The sequence below is a fragment of the Photobacterium sp. 2_MG-2023 genome, from assembly GCF_030547675.1.
GTDB classification, from domain to species: Bacteria; Pseudomonadota; Gammaproteobacteria; order Enterobacterales; family Vibrionaceae; genus Photobacterium; species Photobacterium arenosum.
This window is the reverse complement of sequence record NZ_JAUOQQ010000011.1, coordinates 105,263-122,395: the sequence shown is the minus strand read 5'-3', so window position 1 is coordinate 122,395 and position 17,133 is coordinate 105,263. Positions and strand designations below refer to the sequence as shown.

At 46.1% G+C, this 17,133-nt stretch carries 17 protein-coding genes; 11 read left to right on the top strand and 6 right to left on the bottom strand.

Going from position 1 to position 17,133, the window contains the following annotated elements:
* The first annotated feature begins 364 nt into the window (after positions 1–364).
* The 7 genes from pntA to Q4491_RS11050 all read left to right on the top strand — a co-directional run bounded on the left by pntA (position 365) and on the right by Q4491_RS11050 (position 8,061).
* Positions 365–1,903 (top strand): Re/Si-specific NAD(P)(+) transhydrogenase subunit alpha, encoded by a 1,539-nt coding sequence (gene pntA / locus Q4491_RS11080; RefSeq protein WP_218385713.1) that lies wholly within the window; start codon positions 365–367, stop codon positions 1,901–1,903.
* Positions 1,904–1,917: 14 nt separating this feature from the next.
* Positions 1,918–3,297 carry a Re/Si-specific NAD(P)(+) transhydrogenase subunit beta gene (pntB, locus tag Q4491_RS11075; protein ID WP_192013791.1) on the top strand — a complete coding sequence of 460 codons (1,380 nt, stop codon included), beginning with the start codon at positions 1,918–1,920 and terminating at the stop codon, positions 3,295–3,297.
* A gap of 225 nt (positions 3,298–3,522) precedes the next feature.
* On the top strand, positions 3,523–4,962 hold the full coding sequence (gene vxrA / locus Q4491_RS11070; RefSeq protein WP_303457565.1) for a sensor histidine kinase VxrA: 1,440 nt from the start codon (positions 3,523–3,525) through the stop codon (positions 4,960–4,962).
* Positions 4,937–5,605, top strand: coding sequence for a response regulator transcription factor (locus tag Q4491_RS11065; RefSeq protein ID WP_027251305.1), 669 nt, complete (start codon positions 4,937–4,939; stop codon positions 5,603–5,605). The genes vxrA and Q4491_RS11065 overlap by 26 nt, the downstream gene beginning before the upstream one ends.
* Positions 5,602–6,465, top strand: coding sequence for a DUF2861 family protein (locus Q4491_RS11060; RefSeq protein ID WP_225444987.1), 864 nt, complete (start codon positions 5,602–5,604; stop codon positions 6,463–6,465). Before Q4491_RS11065 ends, Q4491_RS11060 begins: the two co-directional genes overlap by 4 nt.
* Positions 6,466–6,627: 162 nt before the next feature.
* Positions 6,628–7,824, top strand: coding sequence for an NnrS family protein (locus tag Q4491_RS11055; protein WP_303457513.1), 1,197 nt, complete (start codon positions 6,628–6,630; stop codon positions 7,822–7,824).
* A gap of 78 nt (positions 7,825–7,902) precedes the next feature.
* Positions 7,903–8,061, top strand: a complete 159-nt coding sequence (locus tag Q4491_RS11050) for a YoaH family protein (protein ID WP_081669192.1) — start codon at positions 7,903–7,905, stop codon at positions 8,059–8,061.
* 72 nt (positions 8,062–8,133) lie between these two features.
* On the opposite strand, the gene nadE is transcribed toward Q4491_RS11050, so the two are convergent.
* Positions 8,134–8,970, bottom strand: a complete 837-nt coding sequence (nadE, locus tag Q4491_RS11045) for an ammonia-dependent NAD(+) synthetase (RefSeq protein ID WP_303457510.1) — start codon at positions 8,968–8,970, stop codon at positions 8,134–8,136.
* A gap of 180 nt (positions 8,971–9,150) precedes the next feature.
* On the opposite strand from nadE, the gene Q4491_RS11040 reads away from it, so the two are divergent.
* Positions 9,151–9,681 (top strand): nicotinate-nicotinamide nucleotide adenylyltransferase, encoded by a 531-nt coding sequence (locus Q4491_RS11040; RefSeq protein WP_192013780.1) that lies wholly within the window; start codon positions 9,151–9,153, stop codon positions 9,679–9,681.
* A gap of 67 nt (positions 9,682–9,748) precedes the next feature.
* Positions 9,749–10,297 carry a hypothetical protein gene (locus tag Q4491_RS11035; protein ID WP_192013778.1) on the top strand — a complete coding sequence of 183 codons (549 nt, stop codon included), beginning with the start codon at positions 9,749–9,751 and terminating at the stop codon, positions 10,295–10,297.
* 87 nt (positions 10,298–10,384) lie between these two features.
* Here the strand turns inward: Q4491_RS11035 and Q4491_RS11030 are convergent, their stop codons facing one another.
* Entirely contained in the window at positions 10,385–11,062 is a 678-nt protein-coding gene (locus Q4491_RS11030; RefSeq protein WP_303457507.1) for an AraC family ligand binding domain-containing protein, read from the bottom strand.
* Between the two features lie 194 nt (positions 11,063–11,256).
* Between Q4491_RS11030 and Q4491_RS11025 the strand changes: the two genes are divergently transcribed.
* Positions 11,257–12,366, top strand: coding sequence for a 1-acyl-sn-glycerol-3-phosphate acyltransferase (locus Q4491_RS11025; protein WP_192013775.1), 1,110 nt, complete (start codon positions 11,257–11,259; stop codon positions 12,364–12,366).
* A 31-nt stretch (positions 12,367–12,397) separates the two neighbouring features.
* Here Q4491_RS11025 and Q4491_RS11020 read toward each other — a convergent pair whose 3' ends face one another.
* The gene (locus tag Q4491_RS11020; RefSeq protein ID WP_218385722.1) at positions 12,398–12,949 is read right to left on the bottom strand and encodes an OmpA family protein; all 552 of its coding nucleotides are present in this window, start codon (positions 12,947–12,949) and stop codon (positions 12,398–12,400) included.
* 87 nt (positions 12,950–13,036) lie between these two features.
* Complete coding sequence (locus Q4491_RS11015) at positions 13,037–13,951, bottom strand: LysR family transcriptional regulator (RefSeq protein ID WP_237795527.1); 915 nt, start codon at positions 13,949–13,951, stop codon at positions 13,037–13,039.
* 103 nt (positions 13,952–14,054) lie between these two features.
* On the opposite strand from Q4491_RS11015, the gene chrA reads away from it, so the two are divergent.
* Positions 14,055–15,251 (top strand): chromate efflux transporter, encoded by a 1,197-nt coding sequence (gene chrA, locus Q4491_RS11010; RefSeq protein WP_303457502.1) that lies wholly within the window; start codon positions 14,055–14,057, stop codon positions 15,249–15,251.
* Between the two features lie 131 nt (positions 15,252–15,382).
* On the opposite strand, the gene Q4491_RS11005 is transcribed toward chrA, so the two are convergent.
* Positions 15,383–15,928, bottom strand: coding sequence for a DUF1439 domain-containing protein (locus Q4491_RS11005; RefSeq protein WP_303457500.1), 546 nt, complete (start codon positions 15,926–15,928; stop codon positions 15,383–15,385).
* Between the two features lie 185 nt (positions 15,929–16,113).
* Positions 16,114–16,989, bottom strand: a complete 876-nt coding sequence (rpoS, locus tag Q4491_RS11000; RefSeq protein ID WP_192013767.1) for an RNA polymerase sigma factor RpoS — start codon at positions 16,987–16,989, stop codon at positions 16,114–16,116.
* Between the last annotated feature and the right edge of the window lie 144 nt (positions 16,990–17,133).

Below are 17,133 nucleotides of genomic sequence, written 5' to 3'. Positions count from 1 at the left end.
GGAGTAAAGACGCTGCGCTGAAATGAATGCTTAGAGGCCGGTGCTTTTTCTCAGGGAACCGGACCCCGGTTATTGCTCATTCTATTTTTTGCATAGCTGGTGGGAAACCCTGAATGTTGTTGGGAGAAAACGGCAAATCGTGGGTGTGTAGTTCATTCTCTTTCAGTTTTTTGGCTGATCAGTGAAACGGACTACAGAGCCTGAGTTTGCCCTACATTGTTGGTGTTATTAACTTCAAGTAAGTCAAAAACATCCGTTGTTTAATCTCAAGTAAAGAGTGTTGTATTGGTTCCATTCTCAGCCGTTGCGATACTGGGAACTGGATACTAAATGTGTACATTTTGCTACTGTTCAGGGAATAACGATGCAGATAGGTGTGCCTAAAGAAATACTCGCGAATGAAACGCGAGTGGCTGCGACGCCGAAAACGGTCGAGCAGTTATTAAAAATGGGGTTCAGTGTTGCTGTTGAACATGACGCTGGTATTCACGCAAGTTTTGGTGACGCTGCTTTTGAAGCTGCAGGCGCTAGTGTCGTGTCTACGGAAGAAGTGTGGCAGTCAGACCTGATTTTTAAAGTGAATGCCCCCAGTGATGATGAGATTGCTCTCCTGAAAGAGGGGGCAAGCTTGGTCAGCTTTATCTGGCCGGCGCAGAATCCAGAATTGCTGAAGAAACTGTCCAGTAAAAATATCAACGTAATGGCTATGGATTCGGTGCCGCGTATCTCACGAGCACAAGCCCTGGATGCATTGAGTTCTATGGCAAACATTGCCGGTTATCGTGCTGTCGTTGAAGCTGCCCACGAATTTGGACGTTTCTTTACCGGGCAGATTACTGCTGCTGGTAAAGTACCGCCAGCAAAAGTGCTGGTTGCAGGTGCGGGGGTTGCCGGATTGGCCGCTATCGGTGCTGCGGGCAGCCTGGGTGCCATTGTTCGCGCCTTCGATGTACGTCCTGAAGTCAAAGAGCAAGTGCAGTCTATGGGGGCTGAGTTCCTTGAAGTCGATTTCAAGGAAGATACCAGCACAGGTGATGGCTACGCGAAAGAAATGTCAGACGAATTTAACAAGGCTGCTGAGCGTTTGTACGCAGAGCAGGCGAAAGACGTTGACATCATTATTACTACTGCGCTGATTCCCGGCCGCCCGGCTCCTCGCCTGATTACCCAGGAAATGGTTGATTCTATGAAGCCCGGCAGCGTTATTGTCGACCTTGCTGCTGCCAATGGCGGAAACTGTGCCTATACCGAAGCCGATAAAGTTATCACTACACCTAACGGTGTGAAAATTATCGGTTACACCGATATGGTCAGCCGTCTGCCGAATCAGTCGTCCCAGCTTTATGCCACCAACCTGGTCAATTTGATGAAGCTGCTGTGTAAAGAAAAAGACGGCAACATAGATATCAACTTTGATGATGAAGTACTGCGCGGTTTAACTGTGGTTAAAGAAGGTGAACTCACCTGGCCAGCACCACCCATTAAAGTATCCGCTGCTCCGCAGCAAGAAAAAGCAGTTGCCGCACCTGTTACTAAAGCAGTCAAAGAGCCAATGCCGCCAGCGAGAAAGTATGGTCTGATGGCAGCAGGGGCGTTATTGTTTGGCTGGGTCGCGAATTATGCTCCTGCTGAATTCCTTTCTCACTTCACGGTTTTTGTTCTGGCCTGTGTGGTGGGCTACTACGTCGTATGGAACGTTACGCATGCATTGCACACACCTCTGATGTCAGTGACCAATGCTATATCCGGTATCATTATTGTCGGTGCCTTATTGCAGATTGGTCAGGGGGTTGGCGTTGTGTCCTTCTTTGCCTTTATTGCTGTTTTGATCGCAAGTATCAATATTTTTGGTGGCTTTACCGTCACTAAGCGGATGCTTGAAATGTTCCGTAAAGATAAGTAAGGGAGTTGTTATCAATGTCTGCAGGAATTGTTCAAGCGGCCTACATTATTGCTGCTGTCCTTTTTATAATGTCGCTGGCAGGACTCTCTAAACAGGAATCCGCAAAGTCAGGTAACTACTTTGGTATGGCAGGAATGGCCATAGCATTGATTGCGACTATTTTTGGCCCGGAATCAGCTGGAACCGGCTGGATTATTCTGGCCATGATTGTGGGTGGTGCAATTGGTATTTACTATGCCAAGAAAGTTGAAATGACTCAGATGCCAGAGCTGGTTGCTATTCTTCACAGTTTTGTGGGTATGGCTGCCGTGCTGGTCGGTTTCAATACTTTCCTTGACCATGGTGAAGCACTGACTGGTGCGATGTTAACCATTCATTTGGTTGAAATTTTTATCGGTGTCTTCATCGGTGCTGTAACCTTTACAGGCTCCGTGGTGGCTTTTGGTAAACTTCGCGGTTCAATGTCATCCAAGCCTTTGATGCTGCCTCATCGCCATAAACTGAACTTGCTGGCTGTGCTGGTTTCTCTTGTTTTACTGACAGTGTTTGTGGATCCGGATCCTTCGATATTCCCACTCATTGTTGTGACAATTATCGCTTTAGCATTCGGTTATCATTTGGTCGCATCGATCGGTGGTGCGGATATGCCGGTTGTCGTGTCAATGCTGAACTCATATTCAGGATGGGCCGCCGCAGCGGCTGGCTTTATGCTGGCCAATGATCTGCTGATTGTGACTGGTGCTTTGGTTGGCTCTTCAGGTGCGATACTGTCTTACATCATGTGTAAGGCAATGAATCGTTCATTTGTCAGTGTCATTGCAGGTGGTTTTGGTACAGATGGCTCTGTTTCTACCGGTGATGAAGAAGTGGGCGAGTACCACGAATCCTCTGCGGAAGAAGTGGCAGAGATGCTAAAAGATGCTCGCTCTGTGATCATCACACCAGGATACGGAATGGCGGTTGCGCAAGCGCAATATCCGGTACACGAAATAACAGAGAAACTACGGGCAAAAGGGGTGGATGTCAGATTTGGTATTCACCCGGTTGCCGGTCGTTTGCCTGGCCACATGAATGTACTGCTGGCTGAAGCGAGAGTGCCCTACGATATTGTCCTGGAAATGGACGAGATTAATGAGGACTTCTCAGAGACAGACGTTGTACTGGTGATCGGTGCTAACGATACGGTTAACCCGGCGGCAATGGAAGACCCAGGTAGCCCGATTGCCGGTATGCCAGTTCTGGAAGTGTGGAACGCGAAACACGTTATCGTATTTAAGCGCTCAATGAATACCGGTTATGCAGGTGTGCAAAACCCATTGTTCTTCAAAGAAAACACCCAGATGCTGTTTGGCGATGCCAAAGAGAGTGTTGAGAACATTGCCCGTTTTTTGTAAGTAATACAGTAAACCACTAATTAAACGCCGCTTATTTAGCGGCGTTTTTCTTTTCCTATTTTTGATGCCTGATGCAAAGCTTCAACAGAAAAATGAATGAGTAGTCTGTTATCTGGGCCTGATTGACCTGTTAGGGTGGCGAGAATGCCTAATCCCTTTATAGTTATCTGATCTAATGACAATTTTCTGACAATACTGAACCGGTGAATGTTAAACTTCCGCGCTATGAAAAAGTATGTGCTAATTATTTCTATTCTGTTTACAGGCTCCCTTAAAGCGGAGACGGAAAGTTTACCTGATCGTATGTCAGCGGCTCGTGCTGAATTGCTTTCCAGTAAACCTCTGGCTACATACGATTTTCGACAGTTACAAAGTCGTTACCCGACACCGTTACTGCTGCCATCCAGTTTGTTGCCGCAGTCATCCAAGTACCCGCTATCGGCGCTGCGGCACCTTTATCAAAATGCGGAAACTTGTAAGGGCCCATGGCCAGTCAGCCCTTTGGTAACACATCCTGTGGTTTTTACTCGCGCGATGTGTAACAGCGTTGTGTTACCAAGAGGCTGGTTTGTACGTTCTGGCTATATTCATCCAGGCGGTGGGAGCTATGCTGCACGTTATCTGGAAAAGTTTCCAAATCGCAATAAAGAACTGGAAAACTACTTACACATTCAGGAGCGTGATTTAGCTGCGACAGGCACTGTGCTGGGACGATTACAGCGGATGAGCAGTGAAGAAATCCGAGTGTTTATTGCCGGTGCGGAAGCTTTTATATCCAATGGCGAACTTTGGATCCGGAATGGGAATGAATACCATGTCTATGATCAGCCTACATGGGCGCAGGCACTGGCAAAGCATGATCTGCACTTCACGCGTTTGGTTGCCACTGACTTCTGCTTAGTCAAAAGTGGCAACATTTGCTGGCAAGAAGAAGACAAGTCGTACCTGACGACATATTTGCTTGCAGGATTGCTGGTTGTCAATATTGGCTTACTCATGGGTTGGGTGATGTATCGCTGGCGAATTCGCCGACGAGCGATGCAGGAAAGAATGTTAGTCCTGCAAATCTTGACTCACGAGCTACGTACACCAATCGCAAGTTTGAGCATGACGGTGGAAGGTTTTCGTCGTCACTTTGATGCTTTGCCTGAAACCCTATATGATGAGTTCAGACGATTGACCGAAGATTCACGCCGATTAAGGCAGTTGGCTGAGGCCAGTAAGGATTACCTGCAGGCGAATCATCAAGAATTGAGTGTTCAGAATCTGGAGTCCTTTAATGAATGGATTGAATTTATTGCAGAACCCTATGATGTGACATTGTCACTTGCTGAGGACCGTAGCGTCAAGGTCAATATGTACTGGCTTGGAACCTGTATTGATAACTTGCTGTCCAATGCTCACAAATATGGCCAGGCACCGATTGAATTAACATCATCGTTCAAAGATGGAAAATTGATTGTCAAAGTAAAAGACCAGGGAAATTTAGGTAGTAAGGATTGGACCCGACTGAGAAAACCCTTTGTGAGTGAAAAGGGCTTAGGGTTGGGACTGACAATCGTTGAATCGATGATCCGTCGAATGGGTGGGCGGATGAAATTAATAGGTCCGCCAACCACTTTTATTTTGGAGATACCGTGTGAATCAAACTCTGCTACTGGTTGAAGATGACCGCAACCTTGCTGATGGTTTGCTCGAATGTTTGAAAGAAGCAGGCTATGAGTGCCTGTATGCTGACTGTGCAACCAATGTTGAAAATCTGTGGGCGCAAGCCGATCTGGTTGTTCTTGACCGCCAGCTACCCGAAGGAGACTCGCTGACTTACCTTGAAGGTTGGTTAAAGCTTAAATCGGTTCCCGTGATTCTGCTTACAGCAATGGTGTCTGTGAATGACAAGGTGATTGGCCTTGACTCAGGCGCCAAAGATTACCTGACTAAACCTTTTGCTGAAGAAGAACTGCTGGCGCGTATTCGTGTTCACTTGAGAAATGGTGAGTCTGAATCGCAAAATGCAAACCTGATTGCTATCGGTGAAACACTGATTAATCTGGAAAGTCGTGAAGTGAAGCAAAAAGGGGACTCTGTCACTCTCACTCGTACGGAATTTGAGCTGCTTGTTTTCCTTGCAAAACATTCAGGCCGAGTTTTCACCCGGGATGAGCTGCTTGATCAGGTGTGGGGCTATAACCATTATCCGACAACACGTACTGTCGATACCCATATCCTGCAGTTACGTCAAAAGCTGCCTGGTATTGAGATCGAAACTCTGCGCGGTGTTGGCTATCGGATGAAAGCACCGCAAGAATGAAATCGCTGTGGGTAACACCTGCCTTTGGGATCATGACATGTCTGTTCATGATCCCTCAGGCGTCGGCTAAATGGTTTGTGGGTAAGGATCTCTACACTGTTGCGCACCAGCGATTACTGGAAGGGAACACAGCAGCCAGTTTCGAGACTATGGTTCAGGCCTGGCAGCAGCTTCCTTCAGAGGAGCAGCAGGCTAACCTGAATGATTTACTTGAGCTTGCCATTACAGAAGATTGCGGTTTCAGTTTGAAACAGCGAAGTCTGCCTGAGTGGCTGTCTAAAGTGGCTGTTCGACGTGAAGTGATCCAGAACCTGAACCAGGTATTACTGAGGTTGTCTGTTACGGGAATTACTCAGGCTAAGCAGCTTGAGGTCACATTTTCCCGTTGGCCAGACACTCAATTCAGCATGCCTGCGGCCTTAATTTCTGAGAATGGTCAGTTTGTCACTGAATCTCGCCGTTTAGATGAGCCCTTAGCTGCAGGCCTTTATCAGTTGAAAATTACGGCAGGCAAGGAGCGTAGCTGGAATTCCTGGGTAATCCTGACCAAGCCGGATCCTAAACAGAAAATTGGCTGGAAAGACAGTAAAAACTGGCGTATTGAGCGTGAAGTCTTACCCAATTCAACGTGTCCATCGCCTGTATTGTCGATGAATTTGTTTGACTTGAACGACACAAACTGGAGCCCGATCTGGACTCAGGATGTTGATGGAAAACTACCGACAAGTTTGCCGGCGATTGATGTACCTGATGGCCGCTACTGGCTGAGTGTCGGATTGGTTGAAAGCCGCTGGCAGGGAGACATCTCTATTTTGGATATTCAACGAATAACCCGGCCTGTTGATTATCCTGATTTTTAACAGCGAAAGCAGAGTAAGAACCCGCTGGATGATTCTGAAACGGTAGCGCAGGTTTGACCACCTGCAACCAAGACCACAGTGTCTTGGTTTATTGTTTTACATCAACCTGTCTCTTCCATAATTGTCTATTATGTCTTTTTTACTGTAAATAGTGAAAAGCACATGCAAATTGTTGATAAAGCTTCCGCGCTGAGGATCCCCCCGTTTTTACGTTTGGCGTTTCGGCCCTTTTTTCTGGCTGCTGGTCTGTTCTCCGTGATCACAATGTTGATCTGGGCGGGCTTTTGGTCCGGCTTCATGCTGTTCCCTATGTACGGAAATCCAGTGTGGTGGCACAGCCACGAAATGCTGTTTGGATTTACCGGTGCTGTGATTGTTGGATTTCTGCTGACTGCAGTACAAAACTGGACGGGTGTTCCTGGTATCAGCGGCTGGAAGCTGGGGCTGGTGTTTGCAATATGGTTGATTGCGAGAGTTGCGCTGCTTGTTATGGCTCCCCATGCAGTCTGGATGATACTTGATCTGCTTTGGCTGGCTATGGCGCTCCTTTTTCTGGCGATACCTATAATCAGAAATCGCCAGTGGCGAAATGTCCTTTTTCTGCCAGTGTTGTTTCTGTTGTTGTTTCTGAATACTCGTATGCATGGAATCGTACTGGGTTGGAACCATGTTCCGCTGAGCACTGTGGCATTGCAAACTACCTTGTTAATTGCTGTGCTGATGACTGTCATGGGGGGCCGTGTTATCCCATTTTTTACGGCGCGTGGCACACAAACTGAACCCATCACACGTATACCCTGGCGTGAATACTTAGCCTTGTGGCCCATGTGGGCTGTTTTCCTGTCATTATTACTGCTCCCGCCAGAGCACCTCTCAATGTGGTTTGGTGTCTTGTGTATGTTTGCAGCATTGGCACAAATTCCGCGTCTGGCGCGCTGGCGAACAGGCAGCACGTTTAGAATTCCATTATTGTGGATGCTTCATTTAGCCTATTACTTTACTGTTGTGGGTGTGTTTTTGTTAGGTGTCAGTCAGGTGTTTCCTCAGCAATTAGCCTACAGTATCTCACCGCATGTCATAACAGTCGGTGGTATAGGGGGCATGATACTGGCGATGGTTGTCAGGGTCTCATTAGGTCATACCGGAAGGGCACTGCAGACAGGGAAGCTGATTTTTGCTGCTTTTGTCACTTTGCTGATGGCTGTGTTAGTCAGAACGTTACTGATAGTGATGTTTCCGGGGCTGACGCAACACGCCTACATACTATCCGCATTACTGTGGGCGGTGGCCTTTGGGCTATTTTGTATTGTGTTCTGGCCGATACTCACTCAGGCTCGTGCTGACGGGCATCCGGGCTAGGGCTTTTGAATTATCAATGACAGGCTGATGAAGAGTCGTTAGAATGGCTTCCCTTTCAAGAAGTGTACAGGATTCGTTATGTTTGGTGATTCGTCAATTTCTTTAACTCACGAAGAACAGCAAGAAGCGGCAGAGCGAATTCATGAGCTGATGGCGCAAGGTATCAGCAGTGGAGAGGCGATTCAAATTGTTGCTGAACAGATTCGCCAGAGTAAAAGTGCGGATAAGAGTCAGTAACCATTACAGTCAGACTCACAAAAAGGGCTTTGCAATAACGCAAAGCCCTTTTGCTTTTCAGCGACGGTTTGCTTAATCCTGGTCGTAGATAGTCGGGATTGGTTGTCGTTTATGCTGAGTGGCGTTATAAATGCCGATCAGCTTCTCCTTCACAGAATCACTGACTGTTTTTCCTTCAAGAAAATCATCGATTTCATCGTAAGTCAGCTGTAGCGCCTCTTCGTCCGTCTTTTGGGGTGTCAGGCATTCAAGATCGGCAGTTGGCACTTTGTGAACAAGTGTTTGCGGCGCGCCAAGGAAATCTGCAATTTGTCGTACCTGCCGTTTGCTCAGACCAAACAGTGGTGCTAAATCGCAAGCGCCGTCGCCCCATTTGGTATAAAAGCCGGTAATATTTTCAGCCGAGTGGTCGGTCCCCAGGACAAGTCCGCCAACCAGACCGGCGATCTCATACTGTGCCACCATACGGGTCCGCGCTTTAACATTCCCTTTAACAAAATCGACTTTGGCATCATCTTGTGGAATCACGCCGGTACCGCTCAGCGCATCCAGTGTGGCGGCATGCGTTCCATCGACGCCAGGCTTAATATTGACCGACACTGAATGAGTAGGGCGGATGAATTGTAAGGCCTGTTGGGCTTCATCTTCATCCTGTTGCTGCCCATAAGGTAAACGAACAGCGATGAACTGATAGTTTTGAGATGCGGACTCAGCATTAAGACCATCTACCGCCAGTTGAGCCAACCGGCCGCAGGTAGTGGAATCAACCCCACCACTGATACCCAGCACTAAAGACCGGCAATGCGCTTGTTTAAGCTTGTGTTGAATGAAAGCAACGCGACGCTGAACTTCAAACTCAGCGTCTATCACTGGGAGTACCTGCATTTCTGCACGGATAAGCTGTTCCATGACATGAATCCTCTGTGCTTAGACCAATTTCTGGACATTCGATGCCGAATACTGGTGAAAGCGGTAAAATGTATTAAACCTTTTACGAAATCATGCGATAACTCTTAAGTAGGATCAATGCTGATTGAGAAAGAAATTGGTATTTTTATTTTGTTCAGAGGGGAATGAGGCAACAGAAGTATGACAAAAAAGATTGCAGTATTTGGCAGCGCATTTAATCCCCCCAGCTTAGGGCATAAATCTGTGCTGGAACGGCTATCCCATTTTGATCAAGTTTTACTGGTTCCCAGTTATTCTCATGCCTGGGGAAAAGTCATGCTTAACTATGACTCTCGTTGCACTATGGTTGCCGCTTTTATCGCAGATTTAAATTTTGCCAATTTATCTCTTTGTCGAATAGAGGAAGCAATCTCACAAAATGATAAACCAGTGACGACCTATGATGTTATGCGTTCCCTGCAAAATGAACATCAGAGCGCAGAGCTGACTTTTATTGTCGGACCAGATAATTTTTTAAATTTTTCAAACTTTTATCGGGCTAAAGACATCTTAAGTCATTGGCAGATTCTCAGCTGTCCTGAAACGCTTCCCATTCGGAGTACTGACATTCGTGATAATATTGTCAAAAACAGGCCAATTTCACATTTAACAACTCCGGGTGTGGTTAGAATAATAACGTCAGAGCATTTTTATGTTGCCAGTGATGGTTAAAAATAAACCAGTCAGTATTTCTGTCGCCTATACGTTTAAAGTCCGAAAAATTTATTAAGGGTGTTTCGTGAATCGGGTTATTCGAAAATTGCATGTTGCTCTATTGCAGATCGGGCTGTTGTCTTTTTCGTATTCTGCATTCGCTTTACCTTGCCACTTTTATAGTCAGAAACAGCTTAAAAGTTTGTCTGAAGACGACAGAGGGGCCTACTTGCTGACCTGTTTTCAACCCTTAACGGTAGGGAAAGGGGGAGCTTATTCCACTCAGGCTCTGCCCTCAGCCGGGGACAATATGCGCTGGGATGAAGCTGAAAATCACCATGAGAACGACGCATCTTTTTGGGATGACTGGCAATCTGGCTCCAGTGGTCCAATGCTGAAAGATAACTCATCGTCCGCTTTCTATGGTCTGGGCTTGTGGCTTCCCAAAAAATATGAAGGTCTGGATATCATGACGCTGCAAGATGCCAAAGAATGGGTCATGAAACACGGTGTCATGATGAGTTTTGGACTGGGTTCAGAAGACGGCCAATCTACTAAATACCGAATCGATTACATGTGGCATGAAGATGAGCGGGATGGCGTCATGCTGCAGGTAGATATACCGCTTAAGTAACAATCGCTTTTTATACTCGCCCGGTTATCTGTAACCAGCTACCTGTACCAGGTAGCTGGGTGTTTTTTGTGAAGCTAAGCCGAAGCTTTAGAATGGGTAGTTAGCAAGAGTTTGACCAAGTGCTTGTAAATGGTCTAATTGGCACTCAAGTTCGCTGGCTATTTGCTCTGCATTTCTTCCGGAACGGGAGAGTCTGATAGCTTCACGGACGACAAGACAGGCTTCAAGTTCACGTACGCTCATCCCCAGAATGGCTTCGATTGATGATAGGTCTTCATCAGAAGCGGGTGAGCGCCTTTGAAGCAAGTTTCTCAGTACAGATTGCTGTTTGTCAGTAAGAGCAGGGCAAAGTTGCTGCGTAACAGGTGAAAACTTCGCCGTTTGATCAACTATGACTGCGAGTATCCGTCCTATAGGGCTATGATTGGTTTGAGACTGCTCTTTAGTTTGGCTCAGCTCTTGCAGTAAAGCGTCCAGAAGTGGTGTTACAGTCACAAAGCCTGCTTGCTGACACAGCGGTTGCTGGAGGCGGGCAGAGAAATGAATCATGCTATAGCGACAGCCCGGTAATACGGTTAAAGCATGAAGACACTCAAAGGGTACCCAAAATCCGCTACCCGCGGTTAATGCGAATTCATGTTTGCCCAGCCGTAACAGAGCGACGCCTGCATTGACGGTAATCAGGTATGCGGTAACATTTTTTCTGCGAGCGCCCACGGCCAGCAGGGACTGTTCAGCCTTTGTATATTCAATTGCCTGGTTCATGTTGTTCCTCTGAGTCAAAGCCCGCACATAGTGTTCGGTTTTACCTTCGGGGTCAAGATGGTCTGAGTCGGGCTCAGTAGGCAGAAAGTTTGTTGGTCAGACCTCCAACCATTAAACTGTTTGGGGCCGATCATTGGGTAATCAATCAAATCTGCGTAGAATGGCGCGATTTTAAAATTAGATGAAGCAACATAGTGCAAACAAATAACGATATTTATAAAGATATACGCCCCTACAATGACGATGAAGTCAGTGGGGCGATTCAACGCTTAATCAATGATGACGAATTCATCAACGCTATCCTCAACTACCGGTTTGCACAGCTATCTGGTGTGTTTGGCTGGCTGTTGCGCCCATTGATTAAACGCTTTCTTGTCCGTAAATGGTCAAGTGTTAAGACAGTAGAAGACGTTCAGCTGCAAGTGGCCAAGTACATGGCTGCGACGATTGAACACTCTTGTGACGGCGTCACCCATTCTGGGTTAGACAAACTGGATCCTAATAAAGCGTATCTGTTCATCTCCAATCACAGAGATATCGCCATGGATCCGGCAATGGTGAACTGGTGTCTTTACCACAATAACCTGAACACAGTCCGTATCGCTATTGGCGACAATCTTCTGAAGAAGCCCTGTGCGACAGAACTGATGCGTTTAAACAAAAGCTTTATTGTGAAACGTTCAGTGAAAGCGCCGCGTGAAATGATGAAAGCACTGGGTCTGCTGTCAGATTATATTGCCAATTCTATCGAAACTGGTCACTCAATCTGGATTGCTCAGAAAGAAGGGCGAGCAAAAGACGGAAACGATAAGACTGATCCAGCGTTGCTGAAAATGTTTTACATGGAAGGACGCAAACGGAAACTGTCTTTTGCCGAATTCATGACTCAGCTTAATATTGTGCCTGTGGCCATTTCTTATGAGAATGATCCCTGCGATTTAGCTAAGGCAAACGAACTGAATGCCAAGCAGACAACGGGTAGCTATGAGAAAGGCGAGTTTGAAGATATCGAAAGCATCGTACAGGGTATAGTCGGAGAAAAACGACGTGTTCATGTGAGCTTTGGCGATGTGATAGAGCAACCGTTTGAAACCCCAGAGCAACTGGCTGATGAAATCGACCGTCAGATAACGGGTATTTACCACTTGTTCCCTGCAAATTATATTGCTGCCGGTATCAAAGACGACTCAGTCACCGAAAGTGAAGAAGCGAAGTTTAACAGCAAGCTGGTTTCTCAACCGGAAGGCGTGGCAGACATCATCAAGAAAATGTATGCATTCCCGGCGTTGAAAAAACAGGGATAAATTCACCTCTTTTTCTGTATGGAGCTGTGGTTCAGAACTTGCCGTCCTCATTAGAGGCATTTAATGTTCTGACCACAGTCTCTGGCGAAATGACTTCAACCCGGCTGTTCGACCCGGATGTTGCCGGATCGCCGTTGCCTTGGGCAACAACCTGTATACGTTCTTCTTCAATCCCAAATACAGATGCAATATAAATGGCCACACTGAACGCCCGTTCATACGATAACGCCATATTATCTTCTTCGTTCTCACTCTCTGAACTGTGACCAATGATGATTACGTTACTGTCAGGATGCTGCCTGAGTCTGACTGCAATGGGATCGATTTTCAGCTGTTCGCGTTGCGGAATTTCAAAGCTGCCTTTGTCAAAAAAGACGGTGTCACTGACTTCAGGAATTTCTGTAAGGATTGCTTTTGGTGGTGGTGGCGGTTCTGCAACCTCTTCAACCGTTGCCGGCGTACTGGTTACTGCCGGAGACGGTTCAGTTTCTTCCTGAGTGGCACAGCCAGCCATGATCAGTACCCCTGATAAAAGTATGATGTGAAAAGGTTTTTCTCGAATGTAGGCTGAAAGAGTTAACATGGCTGCTCACCTGTAAGAACTACCTATAGGTGTAGAACAGTAAGTCAGGTTCCTCAACTGCAGTTCTAAGACGTGGCAGCACAGAGACTACTGGCGAGGTTGGAAAGGATGGCTGGTCATCCATTCTGCCATAAAGTCGATAAAGGCTCTTACTTTTGGGGCCAGGTACTTGTGACGCGGATAGACAGCGTACATGGGAAGCGCTAATTCTGGCTTCCAGTCTGCTAACAGCTGGGTTAACTGCTGAGTTTCTAATTCATCGTGGATCAGGTAGGTGGCCAGATAGGCGATACCTGCTCCTGCTTTTGTTGCTTCTAAAACAGCGGGCGCATTATTGATTCGGTAGCTGCCAGTGACCCTGACTGACTCTTTTACGCCTTCTTTTGAAAAGTCCCACTGGACATATTTTCGATCCCGGCTTTCATAGGTGATGCAATTGTGCTTGCGTAAATCAGCAGGAGTTTTGGGTTCGCTGTGCAGGGCGATATAGTCCGGAGAAGCGACAACGATGAATTCGCAATCGACAAGTTTTTTCGCAACCATGCCTTCAGGCGGGTGCTCGTGAATAGCCAGCCAGCAATCAAAGCCTTCTTCCAGCAGGTTAGGACGATGATCAAAAAGACTGATTTCCAGCTCAAGTTCAGGATGAGCTCGCTGAAAAGCGACCATTGCGGGGGTGATATTGGTGTTCCCAAATGACTGGGCGACACCTATTCTGAGTACGCCTTTTATTTCATTTCTGTACCCGGCAACCAAAGCCTCTGCTTCTTTTACGGTATCAAGCAGTTGCTGTCCAAATTCAGCATATTGCAAGCCAATATCTGTAAGGGCAACAGTGCGTGTGCTGCGCTGAACTAATTGACAACCCAGGCGTTCCTCAAGGAATCGAATTTGCTTGCTGACTTGTGATTTAGAAATGCCAAGGCGTTCAGCGGCACGTGTGAAGTTCTGTTCGTGACTGACAGTGGCCAGGATCACCATTTGTTGCAAATTTTCTAACATCAAGGGCTTACCTGTAATATTTCATACATAAAGAAGAGATAAAATTGTCATATTTAGTCTCACTGTTTGCTAGTGTAAACAATCACAATTTGATTCGGTAGTTATGATCCAAGATTCATTTAAAAGAAGATTAGTTTCTTCACTTGAACCCGTATTGCAGGTGTTCTGTTCATTTCTTATTTTAGGGTTAGGCAGTTTTGGTGGGCCAGTTGCTCATATCGGCTATTTCCAGCGATCATTTGTACAGAAGAAACAGTGGCTATCAGATTCTGAATTTTCCCAGGCGACGGCGCTATGCCAGTTCTTACCTGGACCTGCAAGCAGCCAGCTAGGCATGTTTATTGGGTATCGTAAGGCCGGTTATGTGGGCGCGCTGGCGGCATTTATCGGTTTTACTTTGCCCTCTGCAGCTTTGTTAACAGTGCTCGCCGTTCTGGAGAACAGAGACTACCAACCAGAATGGGTATATCAGGTTATTCAGGCGGCGAAACTGCTTGCGGTTGTGGTTGTCGCTGATGCTTTGTTCAGCATGATTAATAAAAGCCTGACAGATAAACTGACCGTTTGTATTGCAGTATTAGCAGCAATCAGTGTCTTTTTTACTCATGGATTAAGCGGCCAGTTGTTACCGATACTGCTGGCTGCAGCCACGGGGTTCCTCCTGTCCTTCATGCAAAAAGAACCGACGGACAAAACGATGCCTCGATCTTCCCCGGGAAAGCCAAATTTCGTCATTCTTGCTGTTTTCCTGGTACTTTTGCTGGGGCTGCCATATCTGGCTCTTCTCTCAAAAGAGTGGGCAGTGTTTAACAATTTCTATCAGGCGGGCAGTTTTGTCTTCGGAGGAGGGCACGTCGTTCTTCCCTTACTGGAGCCTTTAGTCCAGCAATGGATTGATGCAAATACATTTCTGAGCGCTTATGCATCTGCTCAGCTTGTTCCAGGCCCAATGTTTACCATGGCGAGTTATCTGGGCGCAGCGACTTTACCTGAAGCTCCTGTTTGGGGAAGTGTTCTGGCAACGCTGGCGATTTTTTTACCGGGCAGTTTGCTTCTTTTTGCCTTTTTACCGGCGTGGCAATCATTATTGCAACATCCCCGTTTACGTCTTTCAGTTAAAACAATTACAGCCTCTGTCGTCGGGTTGTTAGCGGCGGCTTGGGTCGACCCGGTTATTACATCTTCAATAACGAGCGGCTGGGACATCTTGGTGATTGTTATCGGTTTCGGTTTACTGAAAAAACAGCTACCAGTTTGGTGTCTGGCGATGATGTTTATTGGCTATAGTTTTGTTATTTAACATTTTTTCTGAAGTCGCTGTGGATTTCATTATGATCCTTTAGTGCACTATAACTTATCTGTGTGCATTAAAATAAAAGCACTGATACAACACACATTGCACAGTGCTTTTATTACCTAAAGACCGGCTTATCAAATTTGAATCACCAGAGAATGATTCTTGATTTTGAGTTCTGGTCTGGCAGTTTTCAGAAGCGATTGCTTAAAGTCGTCTTCCTGGAGTTTGTAGACAGGTATCTTCAATAGATATTGTCCCACGATCTCAATGAGAGGAGAAAGTATCTGGCTACTGGCAAAGGGACCTAGCGTATTTGGGGTAATATCCAGAGATTCTACTTTCAAATTATTCAGGTAAACAGCCCCTTCACTTTTGTCGTAATAGGGGATCGCACTGAAGTTGACATTGATAGCCACTTTTTGCTGCGGTTGACCCTTGATACTGATATCTGCTTTAGATTTTGCTTCGAGATTAATACGATCCGATGCCGAACGACCGATGCCTACTTTGATGTCGTTAAACAGAACATGAGCCTGAACGAAGCCGCCAAACCCTACCTTTTGCTCTACACGTGCTTGTTTATCAAGGTAATTCTGTACTTCTTGTTCCGTAATACTATAACTGGCACAAGAAGTCAGTAAAACGACAGAAGCGAGGAAACACAGTTTTCTGAATATCATGATCTCTACACTGCTAACTGAATGGGTTAACCCAAATTATGAGTAAAATACAAATGTCTGCCAAGCAATTTGGCAGTAAGGATTTTTGCTTTATGGTTAGGATAAGGTGTCAGAGTTTTGTCAAATGCCGTGAAATGAGAAAAGCCTGGTGTATTACCAGGCTTTATTGGTGTAAAAACAGTCAATTACGCTATTTCGGAAAATAACATCTCCAGGCTGTAATTCTCACGCTGAAGGGCATTTTTCAACTTATTCAACGAGCTTACCTGCAGCTGTCGGATACGTTCACGGGTAAGACCCACTTCCTCTGCCACCTCCTGAAGAGTCTGCGCTTCATAGCCAAGTAACCCGAAGCGACGACACAGTATTTCTCTGTCTCGTTCATTCAGGCTCTTCAGCATAGTCAGAGCGAGAGCATGGATGTCTGATTGATCCATCGAGGCATCCGGAGCGGTCATGTTGGTATCAGCGATGAAAGCAGCGATGGAATTTGAGTTGCTGTCGTCCGACAAAGATTGATCGATAGAAACCACAGGGGTGTCGTAGGACAGGACTTCTGAAATTTCATCTACAGATTTTTGCATTTTTTCAGCAACCTGCTCGTGAGTAGGTTCCTGATTACTGTTTTTCATCAGCTGTTTGTGCGTACGAAGTATGGTATTGATTTCCTTTGATACGTGAACAGGCAAGCGGATGGTTCTTCCCTGGTTGTGGATCGCACGTTCAATGGTTTGCTTAATCCACCAAGTAGCGTACGTCGAAAAACGGAACCCACGTTCAGGATCAAATTTTTCAACAGCAGTAATTAAACCAATATTGCCTTCATCAATTAAGTCGCTAAGCTGCATCGTGCTGCCGCGATATTTCTTAGCGATACTGACCACCAAACGCAAATTACTCTCAATCATGACAGATTTTGCGTGTGGGTCGCCAGCCAGACTTTTACGACTGTATTGAACTTCTTCTTCTTTACTGAGTAGTGATTTATGCGAGATTTCCTGCAAATACAAATGAATAACATCAGTATCAAAGCTACTTACTTCCTGTGTATTGACATCCATATCTGGTCCCCTCTACAAGGTTTGAGCAAGCTAACTAATTTTTCGTGTTTTTATTGCAGTACCAGAAAACACTAACACACAGATGTTACACAATCTATTCACAGGAAACACAAAGTTGCCATTAAGGTATACTTATTTGTTATT